General features: G+C 64.9%; 19 protein-coding genes and 2 pseudogenes. 4 read left to right on the top strand and 17 right to left on the bottom strand.

Annotation, left to right across the window (positions count from 1 at the left end; all coding sequences use genetic code 11):
* Positions 1-95 precede the first annotated feature (95 nt).
* The 12 genes and pseudogenes from AC27IQ_RS05085 to AC27IQ_RS05030 form a co-directional block, all read right to left on the bottom strand.
* Complete coding sequence (locus tag AC27IQ_RS05085; RefSeq protein ID WP_487088652.1) at positions 96-800, bottom strand: transposase; 705 nt, start codon at positions 798-800, stop codon at positions 96-98.
* A 138-nt stretch (positions 801-938) separates the two neighbouring features.
* Complete coding sequence (locus AC27IQ_RS05080; RefSeq protein ID WP_487088650.1) at positions 939-1,892, bottom strand: class I SAM-dependent methyltransferase; 954 nt, start codon at positions 1,890-1,892, stop codon at positions 939-941.
* The gene (locus tag AC27IQ_RS05075) at positions 1,889-2,524 is read right to left on the bottom strand and encodes a DUF1415 domain-containing protein (RefSeq protein ID WP_487088648.1); all 636 of its coding nucleotides are present in this window, start codon (positions 2,522-2,524) and stop codon (positions 1,889-1,891) included. Before AC27IQ_RS05075 ends, AC27IQ_RS05080 begins: the two co-directional genes overlap by 4 nt.
* A 109-nt stretch (positions 2,525-2,633) precedes the next feature.
* Positions 2,634-3,804, bottom strand: a pseudogene (locus AC27IQ_RS05070) (deoxyguanosinetriphosphate triphosphohydrolase).
* A 56-nt stretch (positions 3,805-3,860) separates the two neighbouring features.
* Positions 3,861-5,024, bottom strand: coding sequence for a 3-dehydroquinate synthase (aroB, locus tag AC27IQ_RS05065; protein WP_487088646.1), 1,164 nt, complete (start codon positions 5,022-5,024; stop codon positions 3,861-3,863).
* Between the two features lie 253 nt (positions 5,025-5,277).
* A complete protein-coding gene (locus tag AC27IQ_RS05060; RefSeq protein ID WP_284429911.1) occupies positions 5,278-5,823 on the bottom strand; it encodes a shikimate kinase in 546 nt (181 codons plus the stop codon).
* Positions 5,805-7,646, bottom strand: a complete 1,842-nt coding sequence (locus AC27IQ_RS05055; protein ID WP_487088644.1) for a beta strand repeat-containing protein — start codon at positions 7,644-7,646, stop codon at positions 5,805-5,807. The genes AC27IQ_RS05060 and AC27IQ_RS05055 overlap by 19 nt, the downstream gene beginning before the upstream one ends.
* A gap of 13 nt (positions 7,647-7,659) precedes the next feature.
* Complete coding sequence (locus AC27IQ_RS05050) at positions 7,660-9,801, bottom strand: type IV pilus secretin PilQ (protein ID WP_487088642.1); 2,142 nt, start codon at positions 9,799-9,801, stop codon at positions 7,660-7,662.
* A complete protein-coding gene (locus AC27IQ_RS05045; RefSeq protein WP_272567557.1) occupies positions 9,798-10,337 on the bottom strand; it encodes a pilus assembly protein PilP in 540 nt (179 codons plus the stop codon). The genes AC27IQ_RS05050 and AC27IQ_RS05045 overlap by 4 nt, the downstream gene beginning before the upstream one ends.
* Positions 10,334-11,008, bottom strand: coding sequence for a type IV pilus inner membrane component PilO (locus tag AC27IQ_RS05040; protein WP_284396664.1), 675 nt, complete (start codon positions 11,006-11,008; stop codon positions 10,334-10,336). Before AC27IQ_RS05040 ends, AC27IQ_RS05045 begins: the two co-directional genes overlap by 4 nt.
* A gap of 2 nt (positions 11,009-11,010) precedes the next feature.
* Positions 11,011-11,637, bottom strand: a complete 627-nt coding sequence (locus AC27IQ_RS05035; protein WP_284410955.1) for a PilN domain-containing protein — start codon at positions 11,635-11,637, stop codon at positions 11,011-11,013.
* Positions 11,634-12,713, bottom strand: a complete 1,080-nt coding sequence (locus tag AC27IQ_RS05030) for a pilus assembly protein PilM (protein ID WP_284429908.1) — start codon at positions 12,711-12,713, stop codon at positions 11,634-11,636. The genes AC27IQ_RS05035 and AC27IQ_RS05030 overlap by 4 nt, the downstream gene beginning before the upstream one ends.
* A gap of 261 nt (positions 12,714-12,974) precedes the next feature.
* Between AC27IQ_RS05030 and AC27IQ_RS05025 the strand changes: the two genes are divergently transcribed.
* Positions 12,975-15,362: a penicillin-binding protein 1A gene (locus tag AC27IQ_RS05025; RefSeq protein WP_487088639.1), complete on the top strand. Its 2,388-nt coding sequence runs from the start codon at positions 12,975-12,977 to the stop codon at positions 15,360-15,362.
* A gap of 87 nt (positions 15,363-15,449) precedes the next feature.
* Here AC27IQ_RS05025 and cyaY read toward each other — a convergent pair whose 3' ends face one another.
* Positions 15,450-15,779, bottom strand: coding sequence for an iron donor protein CyaY (gene cyaY / locus AC27IQ_RS05020; protein WP_272567550.1), 330 nt, complete (start codon positions 15,777-15,779; stop codon positions 15,450-15,452).
* Between the two features lie 12 nt (positions 15,780-15,791).
* Here cyaY and lptM point away from each other — a divergent pair, with 12 nt between their 5' ends.
* From lptM to AC27IQ_RS05005, 3 genes are all read left to right on the top strand, one after another.
* Positions 15,792-16,016, top strand: coding sequence for an LPS translocon maturation chaperone LptM (gene lptM, locus AC27IQ_RS05015; protein WP_272567549.1), 225 nt, complete (start codon positions 15,792-15,794; stop codon positions 16,014-16,016).
* Complete coding sequence (gene lysA / locus AC27IQ_RS05010; protein WP_487088636.1) at positions 16,013-17,296, top strand: diaminopimelate decarboxylase; 1,284 nt, start codon at positions 16,013-16,015, stop codon at positions 17,294-17,296. The genes lptM and lysA overlap by 4 nt, the downstream gene beginning before the upstream one ends.
* A 79-nt stretch (positions 17,297-17,375) precedes the next feature.
* A complete protein-coding gene (locus AC27IQ_RS05005) occupies positions 17,376-18,218 on the top strand; it encodes an oxygen-binding di-iron domain-containing protein (protein ID WP_272567546.1) in 843 nt (280 codons plus the stop codon).
* Positions 18,219-18,275: 57 nt separating this feature from the next.
* Here AC27IQ_RS05005 and AC27IQ_RS05000 read toward each other — a convergent pair whose 3' ends face one another.
* The 4 genes and pseudogenes from AC27IQ_RS05000 to AC27IQ_RS04985 all read right to left on the bottom strand — a co-directional run.
* Positions 18,276-18,896 carry a protein-methionine-sulfoxide reductase heme-binding subunit MsrQ gene (locus tag AC27IQ_RS05000; RefSeq protein ID WP_487088634.1) on the bottom strand — a complete coding sequence of 207 codons (621 nt, stop codon included), beginning with the start codon at positions 18,894-18,896 and terminating at the stop codon, positions 18,276-18,278.
* Positions 18,897-18,946: 50 nt separating this feature from the next.
* A pseudogene (gene msrP, locus AC27IQ_RS04995) lies at positions 18,947-19,941 on the bottom strand (protein-methionine-sulfoxide reductase catalytic subunit MsrP).
* Positions 19,942-20,012: 71 nt separating this feature from the next.
* A complete protein-coding gene (gene ccsB / locus AC27IQ_RS04990; RefSeq protein WP_487088632.1) occupies positions 20,013-21,383 on the bottom strand; it encodes a c-type cytochrome biogenesis protein CcsB in 1,371 nt (456 codons plus the stop codon).
* Positions 21,380-21,962 (bottom strand): cytochrome c biogenesis ResB family protein (locus AC27IQ_RS04985; protein ID WP_487088630.1); only part of this gene is annotated, 583 nt, incomplete at its 5' end. The genes AC27IQ_RS04985 and ccsB, both read right to left, overlap by 4 nt.

Genomic DNA, 21,962 nt, shown 5'->3' with positions numbered 1-21,962 from the left:
TTCATATTATTGATGAGAATAGATCGCATTTATTTTTATTGGGGACACATCAAATTCAGGAGCAATGAAGCTCTTCGCCATATGGCCTGAAGGAATTATTCGGGAATGGGTCTCGGCATTGCGGGCGGGCGGCCGGCCTTGCCTTTGACCACCCGCCGCTCCGTCTGCTGTTGCAACGCCTGCACGAACGCGGCGTCTCCCAGGGCCCAGCCGGTGAGTGCGGAATCGGTCAGCGCCTGCTGCTGCAGCCGGCCGACGCCCGCCTGCACCAGCGCGGCGTAGGCCGCCTCGCGGGCGAAGGGCGTGTTGCCCAGCGCCCAGAACAACGCATGCGGCGTGATGAGCCGGTCGTTGCGCAGGCCCAGGCAATGGGCGTGGCTGGACCAGGGGTAGTCCACCGCCTGCGCGGTGGCGCCGGAGCGCACCGGATTCAGGTCCATGTAGGCCATGCAGGCAAGCAAATAACGCTCGGGCTGCAGCACGGTGGAGCGGTAGCGCCCCTCCCACAGCGTGCCGGTGCGCGCGTGGCGGTTGTTGAAGTAGCGCACGTAGCTGCGCCCCACGGCCTGCATCATCAGTGGCAGTCCGTCGGCCGTCTGGGGGGTGGCCAGCAGGTGAAAGTGGTTGCCCATGAGCACGTAGGCATGGACGGCCACACCGCAGCGGCGGGCCTGCTCAGTCAGCAGGGCCAGCATGGTTTCGTGGTCCTGCCGGTCGGCGAAGATGGCCTGGCGGTTGTTGCCGCGCTGGATCACGTGGTGCGGGTAGCCGGCAAGGGTCAGGCGGGGCAGTCGGGCCATGGGGTCGCACAAAGTGGAACAGGCGCCATGGTAGGGGGAATCCGTCCCCGATTCCGCATGTGCCGCCCGATCGGCGCGATTGCTACTATTTTTATAGCACCAAAGGCAAACAAAACCCCGGCATGCGGCCAAAAACCCTCAAACCGTTGCCGGAACCGCCTCGGGCGCCGTGTCCGCTTCTGCCGGCAGGCCGAACCGCGCCGCCAAAGTCTGCTCCAGCCCGAACTCCGCCAAAATCGCCCGCAGCCGCTCGGCCGCGCTGCGCTTTTTCTGGCCGATGTAGCGGGCCACGATCAGCTCGTTCTTCATGCTGTGCTCCCAGCCCACCAGCTCGGTCACCGTCACCTGGTAGCCGCTGGCTTCCAGGTGCAGGCACCGCAGCACATTGGTGATCTGGCTGCCCATCTCGCGCGTGTGCAGCGGGTGGCGCCACAGTTCGGCCAGCGGCGTGCGCGACAGCTGCAGCGCCTTGCCTTGGCGCAGGCACGCGGCCACCTCGGCCTGGCAGCAGGGCACCAGCACCATCGCGCGCGCCTGCTTGGCCAGCCCGAAGGCGATGGCGTCGTCGGTGGCCGTGTCGCAGGCGTGCAGGGCCGTCACCACGTCGATGCGCTGCGGCAGCGCCGCGGCATCGGTGGATTCGGCCACCGACAGGTTGAGGAACGACATGCGCTCGAATGCCAGCCGCTGGGCCAGGGCGCGCGAGTGCTCCACCAGCTCGGCCCGCGTCTCGATGCCGTAGATGTGCCCGCGCCCCAGGGCCTGGAAGAACAGGTCGTACAGGATGAAGCCGAGATACGACTTGCCCGCCCCGTGGTCCGCCAGCGTGGCAGCGTGGCCTTCCTGCGACAGCTCCTGCAGCAGCGGTTCGATGAACTGGAACAGGTGGTACACCTGCTTGAGCTTGCGCCGCGAATCCTGGTTGAGCCGCCCTTCGCGGGTGAGGATGTGCAGCGCCTTGAGCAGTTCGATGGACTGGCCCGGCCGCAGCTCCTGCAGCACCTGGTCTTCGGGCGAGGGCTTCGGCGCGGTCCGCCCCGCCGATGACGAAGAAGCGCCCCCCTGCCCGGCCGCAGCTTTGGCGCGCTTCATGCGCCCTCCCCTGCGCCGGCAGCGCCCACCGGCGTGGCCCGCCCGGCCACCGGGCAGCGCGGGCCGACATCCAGTGCCTTCCAGCCTTCGGCGCCCAGTTCCTCCAGCACTTCGATGTTGCGCTCGAAGATCGCCTCGGCCTCGGGGAAGGCCTCCACCGCACGGTCGATGCTCTCCTCGCGCAGCAGGTGCAACGTGGGATACGGCGCGCGGTTGGTGCTGTTGGTGACGTCGTCCACGTCGGTGCCGTCGAACTGGAACTGCGGGTGGAACGAGGCCACCTGCAGGATGCCGCCCAGGTCCATGGCCTCGACCAGATCGTCGGCCAGCGCGAGGAAGTCGTTGAAGTCCAGAAAATCCTCCATGCAGCCCGGCGCCATGAGCAAGGTGGTGTCACGGCGCTCGGCGGATATTTCGGCCAGCGCCTCCAGCTCGCGCTGCAGGTCTTCCAGCAGGCCCCGCCCATCGGTCGCCTCGCTCACCACGTAGTGGATCTGCGCCTTCACATGCACCGCCTTGGCGAAGGGGCACAGGTTCAGGCCGATCACCGCGCGCTCCAGCCAGCGCACCATGTCCTCTTTCACGGTGTCGTGCGGAAAGGCGTGCGGGGCGGCGGCGGGCAATTCGGTCATGGGGACTTTCTTCGGGGGGCGCCCATTTTATCGGCCGGGCGCGGGTGGGCCTTGCGGCGGGGCCGTGCCGCCAGACCGTGGCAGCGTTCGGCCCGCGCGCCCGGAGCGATCAGGACAACAGCCGTTGGCCCGTGAGCCGCTCGTGCTCGCGCACCGCGAAGCGGTCCGTCATGCCGGCGATGAAGTCCGCCACCGTGCGCATCCGCTGCACCTCGTTGCCGGCCGCGGCACGCGCCGCGAAGCGCGGCTTCATCGCCTCGGGTGAGTCCGTGTAGGCTGCGAACAGATCGCGCACCACCTGCTGGGCGCGTCCGGTGGTTTCCATCACCTGCGGGTGGCGGTACAGGTTCTGGAACAAAAAAGCGCTTCAGCCCCTGCGACTGCGCGCGCATCTCGGCGCTGAACGCCACCAGGGGCGGCGCACGGCGCACGTCATCCACCCGCGCCGGCGCGGACTGGGCGATGGCGGCGTTGGTCGCATCGATCACGTCATACACCTGTGCGCTGAGCATGCGCCGGATCGCTTCGTTCAGAAGCCGCCGCTGGCCCGCCGGCGCCGCCAAGTGCGGGTGGTCGCGCTCGGCCTCGGCGCGGTAGCGCTCGAACAGAGGCACCTCGCTCAGTTGCGCCAGCGTGATGAGGCCGGAGCGGACGCCGTCGTCGATGTCGTGCGCGTTGTAGGCGATCTCGTCGGCCAGGTTGCACAGTTGCGCCTCCAGGCTGGGCTGCCCACGCAGCAGGAAGCGCTGGCCGATGCCGCCGGGCTCCAGCGCCTCCATGCGCTCGGCGTTGGCGCGCGAGCAGTGCTTGAGAATGCCTTCCCGCGCCTCGAACGTGAGGTTCAGGCCGTTGTAGTCGGGATAGCACTCTTCCAGCTCGTCCACCACGCGCAGGCTCTGCAGGTTGTGCTCGAAGCCGCCGTGCGCGGCCATGCATTCATGCAGGGCGTCCTGCCCGGCGTGGCCGAACGGGGTGTGGCCCAGGTCGTGCGCCAGGGAGATGGCCTCCACCAGGTCCTCGTTGATGCGCAGCGAACGGGCGATCGAGCGGCCCAGTTGCGCCACTTCGAGCGAGTGCGTCAAGCGCGTGCGGAACAGGTCGCCCTCGTGGTTCAGGAACACCTGCGTCTTGTAGACCAGCCGGCGGAAGGCGGTGGAATGCACGATGCGGTCGCGGTCGCGCTGGTACTCCGAGCGCGTGGGCGCCGCCGACTGGGGATGGCGGCGCCCCCGGGTATCGGCCGGGTCGCAGGCGTACGGCGCCAATCCAGGGGGCTGCATTAAAAGGGTCTTCACCGCTCGACTGGCTTCAATTGCATGCGATTCAACCAATAGCCTCAGGCACAGCAGGCGTCGATGACTTCGCGCACCAGCGCATCCGGCGCGGCACGCACCGCCGCGCGCCCGGGGCCGTCGATCACCACGAAGCGGATCTCGCCCCCTTCGGATTTCTTGTCCACCCGCATCAGTTCGAGATAGCGGCCCGCGTTGTCCGCGGCATCGATCACCGGGCCGCGCACGGGCAGCCCCGCACGCTCGATCAGCTGGCGCAGTCGCTGCACGAAGGCCGCGTCCACCAGCCCCAGCCGGTACGACAGCTCGGCCGCCATCACCATGCCCGCCGCCACGCCTTCGCCATGCAGCCAGACGCCGTAGCCCATGCCCGCCTCGATGGCGTGGCCGAACGTGTGGCCGAAGTTGAGAATGGCCCGCAGGCCGGCCTCGCGCTCGTCCTGGCCCACCACGAAGGCCTTGATCTCGCAGCTGCGCCGCACGGCGTGGGCCAGCGCGGCATGGTCGCCGGCACGCAGGGCATCCATCGCGGTCTCGAGCCAGCCGAGGAACGCCATGTCGGCGATCGGTCCGTACTTGAGGACTTCCGCCAGCCCCGCGCTCAGCTCGCGGGGCGGCAGGGTGTCGAGCGTGGCCAGATCGCACACCACCAGTTGCGGCTGGTAGAACGCGCCGATCATGTTCTTGCCCAGCGGGTGGTTGATGGCGGTCTTGCCCCCCACCGACGAATCGACCTGCGCCAGCAGCGTGGTGGGCACCTGCACGAACGGCACCCCGCGCATGTAGCTGGCCGCAGCGAACCCGGTCATGTCGCCCACCACGCCGCCGCCCAGGGCGAACAGCACGGTCTTGCGGTCGCAGCCGTTGGCCAGCAACGCATCGAAGACGAGGTTCAGCGTCTGCCAGGTCTTGTGTTCTTCGCCATCGGGCAGGACGACCTGCAGCACCCGTGGGTAGCGCGACGTCAGCGCAGCCTCGAGCCGCTGCACATAGAGCGGCGCCACGGTCGAATTGGTGACGATCAGGGCCGACGCGGCGGCCGGCAAGGCCTGGTAGGTGGCCGGGTCGTCCAGCAACGATTCGCCGATGAGGATGGGGTAGCTGCGGTCGCCCAGGGCAATGTCCACCTGGGCGGGGCGATCGCCCTGCAGTGCGCTGGCGGATGGATGGGCGGCGCGGGAAAGGGGGGCCTGGGATACCAGGGGCATGTCGTGATCCATGGTCGAGAGTCTAGCGGGCCGCCGGGCCGCCCATGCGGACGGATGTCTGCAGCCAAAGTCTCGATCAGTACCGTGCTGCCACAACATGTGGACATTCGGAGGGAGAGATGGGAGAGGAAAAAGAGGCTCGCTGCACCAGCGCTGCCAGAGGCCAACGGGTGGACAGTATTGTTGCCGCGGGCATGCACCGTGCCGTCGGTGACCGGCGCGAAAGTGTGCAACCGTGGAAGCAGCGCCGCCGTCAGCCGACGGAGGCCAGTTCCAGTTGCATCGCGATGTGATTCACCAACGCCGCGACGGTCTTGCCCCGCCCCGTGGACACCACATAGTGGGCCGTGGCCCGGTACAGCGCATCCCGCTGCTGGTGCAGGTCCTTCAACCGGCCCAGCGGGTCCGCTCCCTGCAGCAGGGGGCGGGACGTGTCGTGCCGCACATGGCGAACGATGTCCTCGGGCGACGCGTCGAGATAGACCACCTTGCCATGCGCCCTGAGGCGGTCGCGGTTGGGCGCACGCAGCACGGCGCCGCCGCCCGTGGCCAGCACATGCGCCGGGCCCGCACTTCGACCCGCGGTCAGCTCATCGATCACCTGCTCTTCGATGTCGCGAAAGGCGGCTTCCCCCTCACGATCGAAAAAACCACGGATCGAGCAGCCGATGCGCTGCTCGATCACGTGGTCTGAATCGATGAAGGGAATCCCCAGCCGCCGGGCGAGTTGACGCCCGACGGTGGATTTCCCGGAGCCTGGTAGGCCGATGAGGTGGAGACTCAGTTGGGGTTGCTGCAACTGGTTGCTCTTCCGAAGGGGCTCACAACGGAAGCCGGAGGACTCGTTTTGTCTGTCAAGTCAGACACTGCGGCCCCTGCCACGAATGCAAAGAAGGAGCTGGATTCCGTCCCGGACACGATAGCCTTAGCCGCCAGTTCGAAATTCACCCAGAAGGCGTACTGCTGTCCGTAGGTCAACGTGAATTCGGCAGAGCCGGCCGCATCGGTCGTCACCGATGCAGGTGCAATCACTCCAGGCAAACCTGGCGTGAGTTGACCATTGCCATTGGTATCTTCGCCCGCATCCAGAATACCGTTGCGATTCGTGTCTTCGTTAAGACAAGAAATTACGGTACCTGCTTGGTTGTAGCCCCAAGCAGAGGCTGCATCGTTAAAGACCAAAGGCGAGCCTTTGAGATAGTTCGGAACCCAATAGGAAAGCGTCAGATTTTGATTCGCCACGGGTGCGCCGTTAGCATCGTTCACTTGAGCAGAGAACGTCTTGCGGTACGTCGTGTTCAGCTTTTCAACGGTGTTGTTGGCTGCGATCGTGATGAAAAGCGCTTGGCTGCTGATCGTGAGCGAAGACGTGGCCGTCACATTGGTGTTGGCAACGGTCGCACGAATCTGCACGCCGTTGGCGGCCGTGGACGTGGCACCAGAAATGAAGACGTCCGTCGCCAAGCCGTTGGCATCCGTGACGGCGGAGCCCGTCTTGATGCTGCCACCGCTCAGATCCTGCACTGCCGTGAAGAAAACGGTCTTGCCCTTGACGGCGTTGCCGGCGGCATCACGCACCGTGGCGCGCAACTGGACCTGGTTGGCGGAGCTGCCTGCCACGTTCGGGGGCAAAGCGGCGGAAGACGTCTGCAGCACCAGCGAGGCTGGCGTCGAAGCGATGAAATTCAGCGGCAGCGTGGTCACGGCACCGTTGTCCACCACCGCGCTGATCGTCGCCACGCCCACGGATGCGGCCGAAGCCTGGGTAGACGCAATGCCATTGGCATCGGTCGTCGCCTGGCTGGGAGACACCGAGCCGCGGGTGGTGCTGAACGAGATGACCTTGCCCGCCACACCGGCGCCGCCGGATGCGTAGCGCACGGAGACCGTCCGCGCCGTGTTGACCTCGACTTCGGTGTTGGCCGTGGGCGCCGAGAACGCGAAATCCACGCTGGTGACATTGATGGAAATCTGGGTCTGCGCACCCGCGCTCTGGATGGTCACCGTGTCCGTGCCGCTGCGCGTTGCCGCGTAAGCGAACGTCACGGCGCCATTGGCGTCCGTCGAAGTGCTGGCCATGGTGATGGCATTGCCCAGAGACGACGTGACGGCCACCGTGCTGGCGGCAATGGCCGCACCGCCGCTGTCCTTCACGCTCACTGCGAAATTGGTCGTGGCACCGGTCAGTAGAGACGACGAACCCGATGCGGTCAACGTGGTACCCGTCACCGGAATGGTGATGGATTTCGTGATCGATCCCGACTTCACCGTGACGGCGATGTCACGGTTGGAACGGTCCGTACCGGCGGTCAACACCGCTGTCGCCTTGCCGTCTGCAGCCGTGGTGCCCACGACGCTTGCCAGCGTGCCGCTGGATGCCGTGAACGACACCGCCTGTGCGGACAGCGCATTGTTGGCGGCGTCCTTCACCACGGCGGTCAACGTCAGGCCGGTCTTGTCGGCCGACGCCAGGCCCGTGGCAGACGTCAAGATTTCCACAGAGGCTGCCGTGCTGACCGGAGTCGTTCCTCCGGGCGTGGTGCCAGCGCTCCCCCCGCCGCCACCGCAAGCAACCAGAGTGGCAGCCAGCGATAGGGCAATGATTTTGATGAATGACTTCATTATTTACCTATAGTTAACGAACTGGTCCGCGATCGGAAATGACTTTGGGTGTGATGAATACCAGCATTTCCCGCTTCGTGGATTCTTTGGTCCGGCTTTTGAAGAGGTTGCCCACCACCGGCACATCGCCCAGCACGGGAATTTTATTTTCCTGGTTGGTTTCTTCCATCTCGAAGATACCCCCGATCACCACGGTCCCGCCATTTTCGATCAACACCTGGGTCTTGATGTGCTTGGTGTCGATGGCCACGCCCTGCGTCGTGCTCTCGCCACGGCTGTCCTTGTTGACATCCAAATCAAGAATGATGTTGCCCTCCGGGGTGATCTGCGGCGTCACTTCCAGCTTCAACACCGCCTTCTTGAAGGCGATGGTGGTGGCGCCGTTGGGGGCCGTGACGGAATAGGGGTACTCGGTGCCCTGCTCGATCAAGGCTTTCGTCTGGTCTGCCGTGATCAAACGCGGGCTGGACACGATCTTGCCTTGGCCGTCGGCCTCCATCGCCGACAGCTCGAGGGTCAGGAAACGATTGGCCGCCGAATTGAAGATGGACAGGGCAAACGAGCCCACCGCACTCGTCGTGGACAGCTGCGCCGGCAGATTGACGAACGTGCCTCCAGGATCGGTGGCCGTGGAACTGGCACCGCTCGTGGAGACGGCGTTGCTGTAGCTTGTGCCGAAAGCGACACGGTTGTTGCCACCGATGCCGTAGCCACCGTCGCCGCCGCGGCTGGCCCTCAGGTCAGAGGCACCCAGCTTGACGCCGAGCGATCGGCCGAAGGTGTCGCGCGCTTCGACAATCCGCGCTTCGATCATGACCTGGCGCACCGCCACATCCAGCGTCGACAGCAGTTGCCGCACCTCTTCCAGCTTGCTTGGCGTGTCCGTCACGAAAAGCTGATTGGTTCGCGGCTCGGAGATTGCACTGCCCCGCTCGGACAGAAAGCGTGTGGACACACCGCTGCTACCGCCGCTGCTCGTGCTGGTTGCCAGTTGGGTCACCATGTCGGCAGCCTTGGCATAGTTCAGCTGGAACGCCTGGGTGCGCAGTGGCTCGAGCTTCTGGATTGCCAGCGCTGCCTCGTAATCCTTTTTGGTACGCGCGTCGATTTCGTCCTTGGGCGCGATCCAGAGGACCGTGCCGGACTTGCGCATGCCGAGACCCTTGGCGTCCATGATGATCTGCAGGGCCTGATCCCATGGCACGTCCTTCAGACGCAGCGTGAGCGCGCCGGTGACGGTGTCGGAGGTGACGATGTTGAAGTTCGTGAAGTCCGCAATCACCTGCAGCAACGAACGCACTTCGATGTTCTGGAAGTTGAGCGACAGTTTTTCGCCGCTGAACCCGGGGCCCTGCGTCAGCTTGCTCAGGTCCACCTTCTTCTGGCGGATTTCCACCACGAACTGGTTGTCGCTCTGGTAGGCGCTGTGCTCCCATTCGCCGATGGGATCGATGGTCATCCGAACACGCTCACCTTGCTGCGATGTCGTGACGATCTGCACCGGGGTGCCGAAGTCCGTCACATCCAGGCGGCGGCGCAAGCCCTCCGGCAGCGACGATTTCAGGAATTCGACCACCAGGCCCTTGCCTTGCTGACGCAGGTCCACGCCGACCTGGTTGTTGGCCAGGCCCACGATCACGCGGCCCGCCCCATCGCTGCCGCGGCGGAAGTCGAGGTCACGCAGGGGGAGGACGTCGCTGTTGCGGTCTTCCGCAAAAACCGCCACCGGCGCCGGTTGCGCCGCCGCCGTGTTCGACACGGGCTCCAGTGCCACCATCAAGGACTTGCCCTGGATTTCGGCACGGTACGACGTGGGTTGCTTGAGGTTCAGGACGACGCGGGACCGGTCGCCTGCCTGAACGATGTTCACGGACTTCAGATTGCCTTGGTTGACTTCCACCAGCGACTTGCCTGTCGCATTGGTCGTCGCCGGAAAATCGAGCGCAATCCTGGCCGGGGCCTGAATGGCAAAACCGGTTGGCAGGGTGGAAAGGGGTTGCGACAAATCGATGCGTACCAATTCGGTCCCGCCCTGCATGACCCCCTGGACGGCTTCGATGGCGGTCTGGGCATAAGCCCAGGTGCTGCCCAGCGATGCCACAGCAGCCAACAACAACGCTCGATAGCGTGCACCAAAACTGTTTTTCTGAATCATTTCTTCCCCTCTTGGAGATCGAGCGTGGTCTGACGCTCTATCCAGTCACCCGTTGCATCCTGAACGATTTCCCGTAACTGAATGGCTGTTTCAGTGATTTGGGTAATCCTTCCATAATTCTGTCCAAGGTAATTGCCGACCCGAACCTGGTACAACAAGTTATCCACCTTGAGCAAGGCCGTCGGCGTGCCGGTTTTATTCAAACTGCCGACCATGGACATGGTATCCAGGGGATAAGCTTCCAAAGGCTCCTTGCGACGCGCCATTTCCGGCGCAATCAAGGTGGCGTTGGCCGCCAATTGGGTCGAATCGCGCCTGAGGGCCTGTGTCAATTTGATGGAATTGAAGGGATCCGTTGCTCCATCCGCCTGATAGTTCTGCGGCTGGAATTGCTTGGGTTCGGTAAGGGGGGTAATGCGCGGCTTGGTGTTGGCACGCAAATCCGTCATCCACTGGCGAAGCTCGTCCTGACCCGAAGATTCACAACCCATCAACGCCGCGCAGACTGCCAGCAAAGCGATGTGCCACATTCTCATTTCTTCGCTCCACCCGCTGCCTGGCGCTGCGCCTGAATTTCTTCAGGGTCCAGATAGCGGAACGTTCTCGCCGTGGCTTCCATCGTGAGGGTGCCGCCATCCTTGCCTGCAGGGAGGATGGAAATATTATTCAGCGTCACGATCCGGGAAAGATTGGCAATATCAGCGGCAAATGCACCGATATCATGGTATCGGCCTGTCACTCTAATAGAAATCGGCAACTCCGCATAATAATCCCTGACCACGATCTGGCCCGGCTTGAACGATTCGAACTGCAAACTGCGACCCAGGCCTGCCTGATTGATATCAGACAAAAGAGCCGCCATCTCCGCCTTGCTCGGCAACTGCTTTTCCAGCTGGATCACATACTGCTGCACCTGCTCGCGCTGCTTCTTGAGCGCGTCCAGACTCACGGCCTTTACGAGCTTCTTTTCATAATCGGCGCGCAAGGTGAGTTCCTTGGCCTGCTCGGCTTCCAGCTCCGCCTCGTACTCATTCAGCTTGAAGAACCACAGGAAGGTAGCGATGCCCGCCGCGATGGCGATGCAAAGCAGGATTCTCGGCAGCACCGGCCACAGAGAAGGATCTTTGGGATCAAGGTTGCGGAACTGCCGCTGCAAGCTGGACTGCAGCGCCACAAAGTCCACGGAAGACGCTTTTTTCGTTGCCATGATCACTTTCCAACCGCTTTGGGCGCAGTGGCAGGGGTACTTGCAGCGCCAATGGCTTTTTGCGCCTCGCTCGTGCGCATCAGCCGAAACCGGAGGTTGAAGGAGGCCACGCGGCGCTGCTCCCTCGGGTTCAGCGCGATGTTGGCCGCAACGATCTCTACCAATTCGGGCTTGGAGAACCACGGTGTGTTGTCGGCCAGATTGCGCAGCATCTCCGACACACGCTCGTTCGATTGCGCCATCCCCTGCATCGTGATCACCTGGTCGACTTGCTTGAGATTGGTAACGTAAACCCCATCTGGCAGCTGTTGAACCAACTCATTGAGCAAGTGCACTGGCAGATTGCGATCCGACTGCAGGTCTTCCACCGCCTTCTGGCGCGCACGAAGGGCCGCGATTTCTTCTTCGATGGTCGCGATTTCCTTGATCTGGCCTTCCAGAACCTTGATCTCGCTTTGCAGGAACGTGTTCTTGTCCTGCTGGGCGGTGATCACCATCTGGTACCACCAGTAGATGCCGCCGGCAATGGCAAGCCCCACCAGAAAAGACGCGAACATCGTCGCCTGGAACGATTCCTTGCGGCGTTTTCGGGCCGCCTCGCGATGGGGAAGCAGGTTGATGAGAATCACTGCAGGAACCTCCGCATGGCCAGACCACATGACGTGAGGTAGGAAGGCGCCTCGCGCACCATCTTCTTCAATCGCACGGCGCTTCCGATTTCCATGCCGTCGAACGGGTTGATGGCGGTGCAGGCACAGCCTGAATGCTGGGTCACAGCCTCGGTCAAGCCAGGCAGTGGCGCGGAGCCGCCCGCGAGCATGATGTGATCGACCCGGTTGTAGGGCGTGCTGGTGAAGAAGAACTGCAGCGCACGGCCGATTTCCTGCGCCATGCTTTCCACGAAGGGACGCAGCACGGCCGACTGGTAGTCGTCCGGAAGGTCACCGCTGCGCTTCTTGCCTTCGGCCTCTTCCAGCGAGAACCCGTATTGCCGCACGATCAATTGCGTCAGCTGCGCCCCCCCGAAGGCCTGGTCGCGGTCGTACAGCACTTCGTCGTTGCGAAGCACCTGCATGCTGGTGGTCAATGCGCCGACCTCGAACAGCGCGACCAAAGCATCGTTGCCGTGGTTGGGCAGCGCTTCGATCAGGCGCCCCGCAGCCAGCCGGGAGGCATGCGATTCGATGTCGACGATCACGGGCTTGAGGCCCGCCGCTTCGGCCAGGCCCTGACGGTCCTGCACCTTTTCACGGCGCGACGCCGCGATCAGCACATCGACATCGCCGGGCGAGCTCTTGCTAGGGCCGACCACGCAGAAGTCCAGGCTCACTTCATCGAGCGAGAACGGAATGTACTGGTTGGCTTCGGATTCCACCTGCACTTCCAGCTCCTGCTCGGACATGCCGCCGGGCAGGGTGATGCGCTTGGTGATGACGGCCGATGGCGGCAAGGCCAATGCCACGTTTTTCGTGCGGGTGCCGCTCTTCTTGACCAGCCGGCGCAGGGCCTCGGCGACCTCATCGAATTTTTCGATGTTGCCGTCGGTGATCCAACCGCGCTCCAACTGCTCGATCGCACATCGCTCCAGTACCAGCCCTCCCGCCTTGTCGCGCCCCAACTCCACCAGCTTGACGCTCGAGGAACTGATGTCGATACCCAGCAGTGGCGCGGACTGGCGACTGAACAAAGACCCCAAAGAGATCAAGATTAGCCCCCGTAACTTGCCAATTTGACGCAACAAAACTTAACACTTCACATGAATGCTATCAGTAAGGTTGCAGGCCAGCCAAGAGTTTTACGGCGCTGTTACGGACCGAACGTTGTCAAAAGCACACGCTCATTTGCCGCCTCTTCCGATACCGATATTCATGCGCCTGTGGTATAGGTGCGCCACCCTTTGGCGTGATTTGGCAGACGGGTGAGGCCCATATTTTTATAATGGCCGGTTGCTCTCTCCTGGAACGCTATGCCGTCATCACCTACCGACAAGACCCCCAACCCGAATCCGCCGAAACGGCCGGCATGGTGGCGCTGGATTGTCCGAAGCGCAGCGTGGTTGCTCGGGCTGGCGGCGGCCGGCGCCGTGGGCGTGGCGCTCACGATCGCCGTGGCGCTGACGGTGGCTTACCCCAACCTGCCGGACATTTCGGACCTGGCGGACTATCGGCCCAAGCTGCCGATGCGGGTCTACTCGGTCGAAGGCGCTTTGCTGGGCGAGTTCGGCGAGGAACGGCGCAACCTCACTCCCATCCAGGACATTCCCAAGGTCATGACCAACGCGGTGCTGGCCATCGAAGACGCACGCTTCTTCCAGCATGGTGGCGTGGACTACAAAGGCGTGGTGCGCGCAGCGCTGGCCAACATGGGCCGTGTGAAGAGCCAGGGTGCCTCGACGATCACGATGCAGGTGGCCCGGAACGTTTATTTGTCATCCGAGAAAACATTTACCCGAAAAATTTACGAAATATTACTAACCTTCAAATTGGAGCACCTGCTGACCAAGAACCAGATTCTCGAGATCTACATGAATCAGATTTATCTCGGAAACAGGGCATACGGTTTTGCGGCAGCTTCGGAGGCTTATTTCGGCAAGCCCCTGCAGAACATCTCCATCGCAGAGGCCGCCATGCTGGCCGGGCTGCCCAAGGCCCCCTCGGCCTACAACCCCATCAGCAACCCCAAGCGCGCCCGCATCCGGCAGCTGTACATCATCGACCGCATGCAGGAGAACGGTTTCATCACCGCGCAGGAGGCCGCCGCCGCCAAGGAAGAGGACCTGAAGATCCGCTCAGGCCCGGATTCCACCCGCATCCACGCCGAATACGTGGCAGAAATGGCCCGCCAGCTCATCTTCGCCCAATACGGTAACGAGGCCTACACCCGCGGCCTCAACGTCTACACGACCCTCAATGCCGGCGACCAGGAAGCCGCGTACGTCGCCTTGCGCAAGGGCATCATGGATTACGAACGCCGCCAGCACTACCGCGGGCCGGAGAAATTCGTCGCCCTGCCCACCAATGCCCAGGAAGCCGAGGACGTGATCGACGACACCCTCGCCCTGCATCCCGACAACGGGGATGTGATGTCGGCGGTGGTGCTGGAGGTGACGCCCAAGAAGATCGTGGCGGCGCGCGCCAGCGGCGAGCCGATCGAGATCACCGGCGACGGGCTGAAGCCGGCCCAGTCGGGCCTGAGCGACAAGGCGCCGCCGAACGTCAAGATTCGCCGCGGCGCGGTGATCCGCGTGATCCAGACCCCCAAGAAGACCTGGGACATCACCCAGCTGCCGGAAGTCGAGGGCGCCCTGGTGGCGGTCGATCCGCGCACCGGAGCCATCAAGGCCCTGGTGGGCGGCTTCGATTTCGACAAGAACAAGTTCAACCATGTGACGCAGGCATGGCGCCAGCCAGGGTCGAGCTTCAAGCCATTCATCTACTCGGCCGCGCTGGAAAAAGGCTTCACGCCGGCCACCGTGGTGAACGATGCCCCGCTGTTCTTCAGCGCCGGCGTCACGGGCGGCCAGCCCTGGGAACCCAAGAATTACGACGGCAAGTACGACGGCCCGATGACCTTGCGCACCGCGCTGGCGCGCTCCAAGAACGTGGTGTCCATCCGCGTCCTGCAGGCGGTCGGCCCCAAGAACGGCCAGGAATGGGTATCCAAATTCGGCTTCGACGCCGAAAAGCACCCGCCCTACCTGACCATGGCGCTGGGCGCGGGGTCGGTCACGCCCATGCAGATGGTGTCGGCCTATTCGGTGTTCGCCAACGGCGGCTACCGCGTGAACCCCTACCTGATCAGCCGCGTCACAGACCACAAGGGCCGCATCCTGTCGGACTTCCAGCCGCCAGCCACCTCCGACAACCCCCGTGCGATCGATGCGCGCAACGCCTTCGTGATGGACAGCCTGCTGCAGGAAGTCACCCGCTCCGGCACGGCGGCGCGTGCGCAGGCCACGCTCAAGCGCCCCGACCTGTACGGCAAGACCGGCACGACCAACGATGCCGTCGATGCCTGGTTCGCCGGTTTCCAGCCCACGGTGGCCGCGGTGACCTGGATCGGCTACGACACGCCCCGCAACCTGGGCAGCCGCGAAACCGGCGGCGGGCTGAGCCTGCCGATCTGGATCAGCTTCATGGAGCGCGCGCTCAAGGGCGTCCCGGTGGCGGAGCCTACCGTGCCGCCCGGCGTGGTGAACGTGGGCGGAGAATGGTTCTATGAGGAGTTCGCCCGCAACGCGGGTGTCGCCAGCGTGGGCATGGAAGACGCCTCCGCCGCCGTGCCCGGATCGCCGCCGCAGGCACCCCCGCCGACCGAGGAGCGCAACCGGATCCTGGATCTGTTCCGCAATTGACCCCATGGACCGCCGGCACGCGGTCCCACCAAAAAAAGCCCTTGCGCGGCCATCGCGCAAGGGCTTTTTGTTACAGACCGAAGGCGATCAGGGCGCGAAAGACAGCGCCAGTCCCGACTGCTCGCTGGCGCTGCGGTCCAGGGCTTCGAAGAACTCGCCCGCCCCCTTGGTGTCCATCCAGCGCTGGCCGTCGAACCGGTAGTGGTAGCCGCCGGACTGTGCGGCCAGCCAGATTTCGTGCAGCGGCTTTTGCAGGTTGATGACGATCTGGCTGCCGTTCTGGAACGCGATGGTCACCATGCCTCCGGAGCGTTGTGCGTCCAGGTCGGCGTCCGAGGTGTCGTTGATGCGATCGCAGCCTTGCTCGACAGCGAGCAGGAGCTTTTCCGCGTGGTCCAGGAATTCGAGGTCAGTCATTAGAATCGGCGGATGTTGAGAGCATCGCAAATTCTAGTCAGGACGCTTGCCCTTGCTGCGAGTGCGGCGGCCCTGTCGGGCTGCGGCCAGCGCGGCCCGCTGTACCTGCCCACCGACCCCGCTGCCAGCCAGCGGGCCACCCTGCCCCAGACGCTGGACCCGATGCGCGACACGCCCACGCCGGCGCCGATCGTCCCCACCGCCCCCTCCCGTTCCGCTTCCTCCCCGACTCCATGACCTTGCCTGCCCTGCCCGGCCATCCCCACATCGCCCACCGCGGCGACGCACTGTTCATCGAACAACTCCCCCTGGCCGACCTGGCGCGGCAGCACGGCACGCCGCTGTACGTCTATTCGCAAGCGTCCATGCTGGACGCGCTGGCCGCCTACCAGCGCGGCTTTGCCGGCCGCCAAGTGCAGATCTGCTACGCCATGAAGGCGAACTCGTCGCTGGCGGTACTGCAGCTTTTCGCGCGCCAGGGCTGCGGTTTCGACATCGTGTCCGGCGGCGAACTGGAACGCGTGCTGGCCGCCGGCGGCGATCCGCGCAAGATCATCTTCTCGGGCGTCGGCAAGACGCGGGCCGAGATGCGGCAGGCCCTGCAGGCCGGCATCGGCTGCTTCAACGTCGAGAGCGAGTCCGAACTGGACGTGCTGAGCGAGGTGGCCGTGGCCTTCGGCACGAAGGCGCCGATCAGCATCCGCGTCAATCCCAACGTGGACCCGAAGACGCATCCCTACATTTCCACCGGGCTCAAGGGCAACAAGTTCGGCGTGGCACACGAGCGCATCGTCGCGGCCTACCAGCATGCCGCGTCGCTGCCGGGGCTGAAGGTGGCCGGCATCGACTTCCACATCGGCTCGCAGATCACCGACGAGACACCTTACCTCGACGCGACCGATCGACTGCTCGACCTGATCGAGGAGATCGAGGCCGCAGGCATTCCGATCCACCACATCGACTTCGGCGGCGGCCTGGGCATCGACTACAACGGCGACACGCCACCGGCCGCCGATGCGCTGTGGGCCAAGCTGCTGGCCAAGCTGGATGCGCGCGGCTTCGGTGACCGCCATTTCATGATCGAGCCCGGCCGCTCGCTGGTGGGCAATGCCGGGGTGTGCGTGACCGAGGTGCTGTACGTGAAGCCCGGCGAGCAGAAGAACTTCTGCATCGTCGATGCGGCGATGAACGACCTGCCGCGCCCCGCGATGTACCAGGCGTTCCACGCCATCGTGCCCGTGCAGGCGGCCGCGGCCGGCGCAGCGGCCGGGGTGTACGACGTGGTGGGCCCGGTCTGCGAGAGCGGCGACTGGATCGGCCGCGACCGCACGCTGGCGGTGCAGCCGGGCGACCACCTGGCCGTGCTGTCGGCCGGCGCGTATTGCAGCTCGATGGGCAGCAACTACAACACGCGCGCCCGCCCGGCCGAAGTGCTGGTGGATGGCACGCAGGCCCACCTGATCCGCGCGCGCGAATCGGCGGCCGACACCTTCCGCCACGAGAAACTGGTGGGCTGACTGGCCAACGCTTGATTCGCATCAAGCCCCGTGCACGGGGGGCGGCCTACATTGGCATTTTTCAAGAATGCTGCATGCCATGGCCCTGGAACCGCTGGAACTGTACCGAGACAAGCACCACGCCTGCCTGATGTTCTCCGACCTCATCGAGGAGGACGGGCAGGCCGTTCAGGCCAATCAATTCCTGATCGTGGACGGCGACACGGGCGCCATCATCGACCCGGGCGGCAACCTCGCCTTCAACGAGCTGTTCATGGGAATGTCCAAGCATTTCCCGCCGCACAAGCTGTCGTACCTGATCGCCTCGCATGCCGACCCGGACATCATCGCCTCGCTCGACCGCTGGATGACCAGCACCAAAGCCACGCTGGTGATCTCGCGCGTTTGGGAGCGCTTCGCGCCGCATTTCACCAAGGTCGGCAAGACGGAGAACCGGGTGATCGGCGTGCCGGACGGCGGCGGCCACCTGCCGCTGGGGCGGCACGAGCTGGTGCTGCTGCCAGCGCACTTCATGCACTCCGAGGGCAACTTCCACTTTTACGACCCGGTCAGCCGCATCCTCTTCACGGGGGACCTGGGCGTGTCGATGACCTCGGGCACCGAGGCGCGCGAGCCCGTGACCGATCTGGCGCCGCACATTCCGCGCATGGAAGGGTTCCACCGCCGCTACATGGTGTCCAACAAGATCCTGCGGCTGTGGGTGCGCATGGTGCGGCAGATGGACATCGCCATGCTGGTGCCCCAGCACGGCGCGCCGATCATGGGACCGAAGGCCATCGGCGATTTCTTCGACTGGATCGAGAACCTGATGTGCGGCATCGACCTGTTCGACGACCGGGCCTACCAGTTCCCCACGGCCTTCATCGACCCGGCCACGCGGCAGGTGCGGCCGGCCCTGCACGCCGTGCAGGGGAGATCCTAGCCAAAAAGGCCTCCAGCACAATCAGTACTAGGGCATATTGCTATTCTTTTAATAGCATCATGCCGTGCGGGCGGCCACCGGGCGCCGGGCGTAGCGCTTCCACACGCGCCAGCCCAGCAGCGTGCCCAGGATGGCCGCGTACACCGCCACCTCGGCGAAGTTGTTCTTGCCCGCGCGCATCCAGAAAAAGTGCAGCAGCGCCAGCCCCGCGACCGCATAGACGATGCGGTGCAGCGCCTGCCAGCGCTTGGCGCCCAGCCAGCGGATGGCGCGATTGAACGACGTGGCCGCCAGCAGCGTGAGCAGCACGATGGCCAGCGTGCCCACCAGGATGAAAGGCCGCTTGCCGATGTCGTACACGATCTCCGGCCAGTCGAAGCCCATGTCCAGCCAGGCGTAGGCCATGAGGTGCAGCACCGCATAGAAATACACGAACAGCCCCAGCATGCGCCGAAAGCGCGCCAGGGCCGGCGTGCCCGTGATGACGCGCAGCGGCGTCACCGCCAGCGCCAGGCACAGGGCCCGCAGCGCCCAGTCGCCACTCTCGCGGATCAGCGCCTCGGCCGGGTTGGGGCCGAGCCGGTCGGTGGCGGCGCCGAACACCAGCCACGCCAGCGGCAGCAGGCACAGGGCGAACACCACCGGCTTGGCGGCGGGATGCATCAGCAGTTTTTTCATGGCGGCGGCCCTCGAAGGCGCTGGCGGCGGGATGTCGGACTCGGGGCGGGTCAGTAGAACTTCTTCAGGTCCATGCCGGCGTACAGCGAGGCCACCTGGGCCTCGTAGCCGTTGAACATCAGCGTCTTGCGCTTCTTGGCGAACAGGCCGTCCTCGCCGATGCGCCGCTCGGTGGCCTGGCTCCAGCGCGGGTGGTCCACGTTCGGGTTCACGTTGGAATAAAAGCCGTATTCCTGCTTGGCGGCCTTGTTCCAGGCCGTGCCCGGCTCCTTATCGGTCAGGCGGATCTTGACGATGCTCTTGGCACTCTTGAAGCCGTACTTCCAGGGCACCACCAGCCGCACCGGCGCGCCGTTCTGGTTGGGCAGCACCTCGCCGTACATGCCGAAGGTGAGCAGCGTGAGCGGGTGCATGGCCTCGTCCATGCGCAGCCCCTCGGTGTAGGGCCAGTCGAGCACGGCGGAGCCGACGAACGGCATGGTCTTCTTGTCGGCCAGCGTGACGAACTCCACGTACTTGGCGCTGCCCTGCGGCTCCACGCGCTTGAGCAGCTCGGCCAGCGAGTAGCCCACCCACGGAATCACCATGGACCAGCCCTCGACGCAGCGCAGGCGGTAGATGCGCTCTTCCTGGGCGCTGAGCTTGATGAGGTCCTCGATGCCGAACTTGCCCGGCTTGTTGACCAGCCCCTCGACCTCGACCGTCCAGGGCGTGGTCTTCAGGGTGTGGGCGTTGCGGGCCGGGTCGGCCTTGTCCACGCCGAACTCGTAGTAGTTGTTGTAGGTGCTGGCGTCCTTGTAGTCGGTCACCTTTTCCATGGTGTTGGCGCCCGCCACCGCCGATTTGCCGCCGGCCAGGCCGCCAGCTTGCCCGGACGCGCGGCCTGGGCGCCGGCATCGCGCGCGGCCCAGGTGGCCAGGGCCGCCCCGGCAGCGCCGCCAGCCATGAGCTTGATGAGGTCGCGCCGGCCTTCATAGACGGCGCGGGGGGTGATTTCGCTGCTGGCGGCGTGGATGAAGCCGTTGTCTCTGCGGGGAATCGGCATGGGGAATCCTTGTGGTTCGGGGGGACGATGCCGGTTATACGCGCACCGGCCCCGAAAGGATTCATTGTGGGCTACAACGTTCCGTAGCTGTGCAGCCCCGACAGCCACATGTTCACGCCCAGGAAGGCGAATGTGGTCACGCCCAGCCCCACCAGCGCCCACCAGGCGGACACGGTGCCGCGCAGGCCCTTCATCAGGCGCATGTGCAGCCAGGCCGCGTAGTTGAGCCACACGATCAGCGCCCAGGTCTCCTTGGGGTCCCAGCTCCAGTAGCCGCCCCAGGCCTCGGCCGCCCAGAGCGCGCCCAGCACCGTGGCGATGGTGAAAAAGGCGAAGCCCACGGCGATGGCCTTGTACATGACATCGTCCAGCACCTCGAACGACGGCAGACGGGCCGCGATGCGCCGACGCCCGAGCAGGATGCCCGCCACGATGAACGCCGACACGCCGAAATACACCATCCAGTAGCCGCCGCCGTTCTCGGTGGCGCCCTGGCGGAACACGATGGGCTCGAAGCACAGCACCACGCCCAGCAGCCACAGGGGCGCGAGCTTGTACCAGCGCGTCTCGCCGGCCTGCTGCTTGATGAGGTAGGCGAACGCCACCATGGCCGACAGCGCGAAGGTGCCGTAGCCGATGAAGTTGGCGGGCACGTGCAGCTTCATCCACCAGCTCTTCAGGGCCGGCACCAGGGGCTGGATCTCGTGCGCCTCGCGCACCACGGTGTACCAGAGCAGAAAGCCCACGGCGGCGCTGACCACCAGCATGACGAAGCCGCCCAGCGCGCGGGTCTCGTACTGCGCCTCGTAATAGAGGTAGAAGGCCGCGGTCATCCAGCAAAACAGCACGAACACCTCGTACAGGTTGCTCACCGGGATGTGGCCCACGTCGGCGCCGATGAGGTAGCTCTCGTACCAGCGCACCAGCGTGCCGATGAGCGCCATGCCGATGCCCACCCACGCCAGGCGCGAGCCCAGCAGCGACAGGGTGCGGCCCTCTCCGCGGGAGAACATGCCGATCCAGTAGAACGCCGTGCTCATGAAGAACAGCATGCTCATCCACAGGATGGCCGACTGGCTGGACAGGAAATACTTGAGGCCGAACACCGTGTCGGCGCGCGCCAGGCTGCCGGCGCCGTCCTGCTGGTATAGGCCGATGGCCGCCAGGGCGAAGGCCGCCACCACCACCATCAGCACCCGCAGCGGCCGCCAGAACCAGCCCAGCCAAACGGTGCAGGGAATGGCGCCGAGTAGGATGCCTTTTTCGTAGACATCCATGAACGCGCCGTAGCGCTGCAGCGCGAACAGCCCGCCCGCCGCGACCAGCGCGGCGAAGACCCAGTCGAAGGCATTGCGCCGGGCCAGGAACCCCTCGTTCAGGGTGATGGTGCGGTCGGCGCGATCCGTGCGATCGCGGGCAGCGTCCGTGGCGGCGGTGTTCATGCGGTGTCTCCGTGGGGCCGCGCCCCGATGAGTTTGTCGGTGAGCCGGGCGAACTCGCGGTCGCCGTCCAGGGTCTTGCGGTTGCTCGACAGCGCCATGGTGGCCTGGGCGCCCCCGTCCTGGGGCACCAGCCACACCCACAGGCGCCGTTCGCGCACGTAGAGCATCGAAAACACGCCGATGATCAGCAGCGCGCAGCCAAGGTACACGATGTTCTTGCCCGGCGCGCGGGCCACCTGGAAGACACTCGCCTGCACCTGGGTGAAGTCCTTGAGCTCGAACGCCAGGGGCACGGGGTAGGCCTGCGCGTCGCTGAGCGACAGCACCGCCTGCGTCATGAACGCCTGGGTGGCATCGCTCTGCGCCAGGGGTTTGAGGCCCGCACGCTCGCGCGTGAGCTGGGCCAGCTCGAACAGCGCGCCGTTCAGGATGCGGATCAGCACCTCGCCCGCCCGCTCGCGTTCGGCCGGCGGCACGTTGGCCTCCATGAAGTCCGAGATCGCCTGCAGGCCGCCGCGGCCCGGCGCACCGCCCTTGCCCGTGGTGGCGCCTCGCCGCGCGCGTCCGCCCCGGCAAAGA

The organism is Acidovorax sp. KPB24-07 (assembly GCF_057543315.1).
The sequence above is the reverse complement of the archived record's forward strand: the minus strand, read 5'-3'. Positions and strand labels throughout refer to the sequence as shown.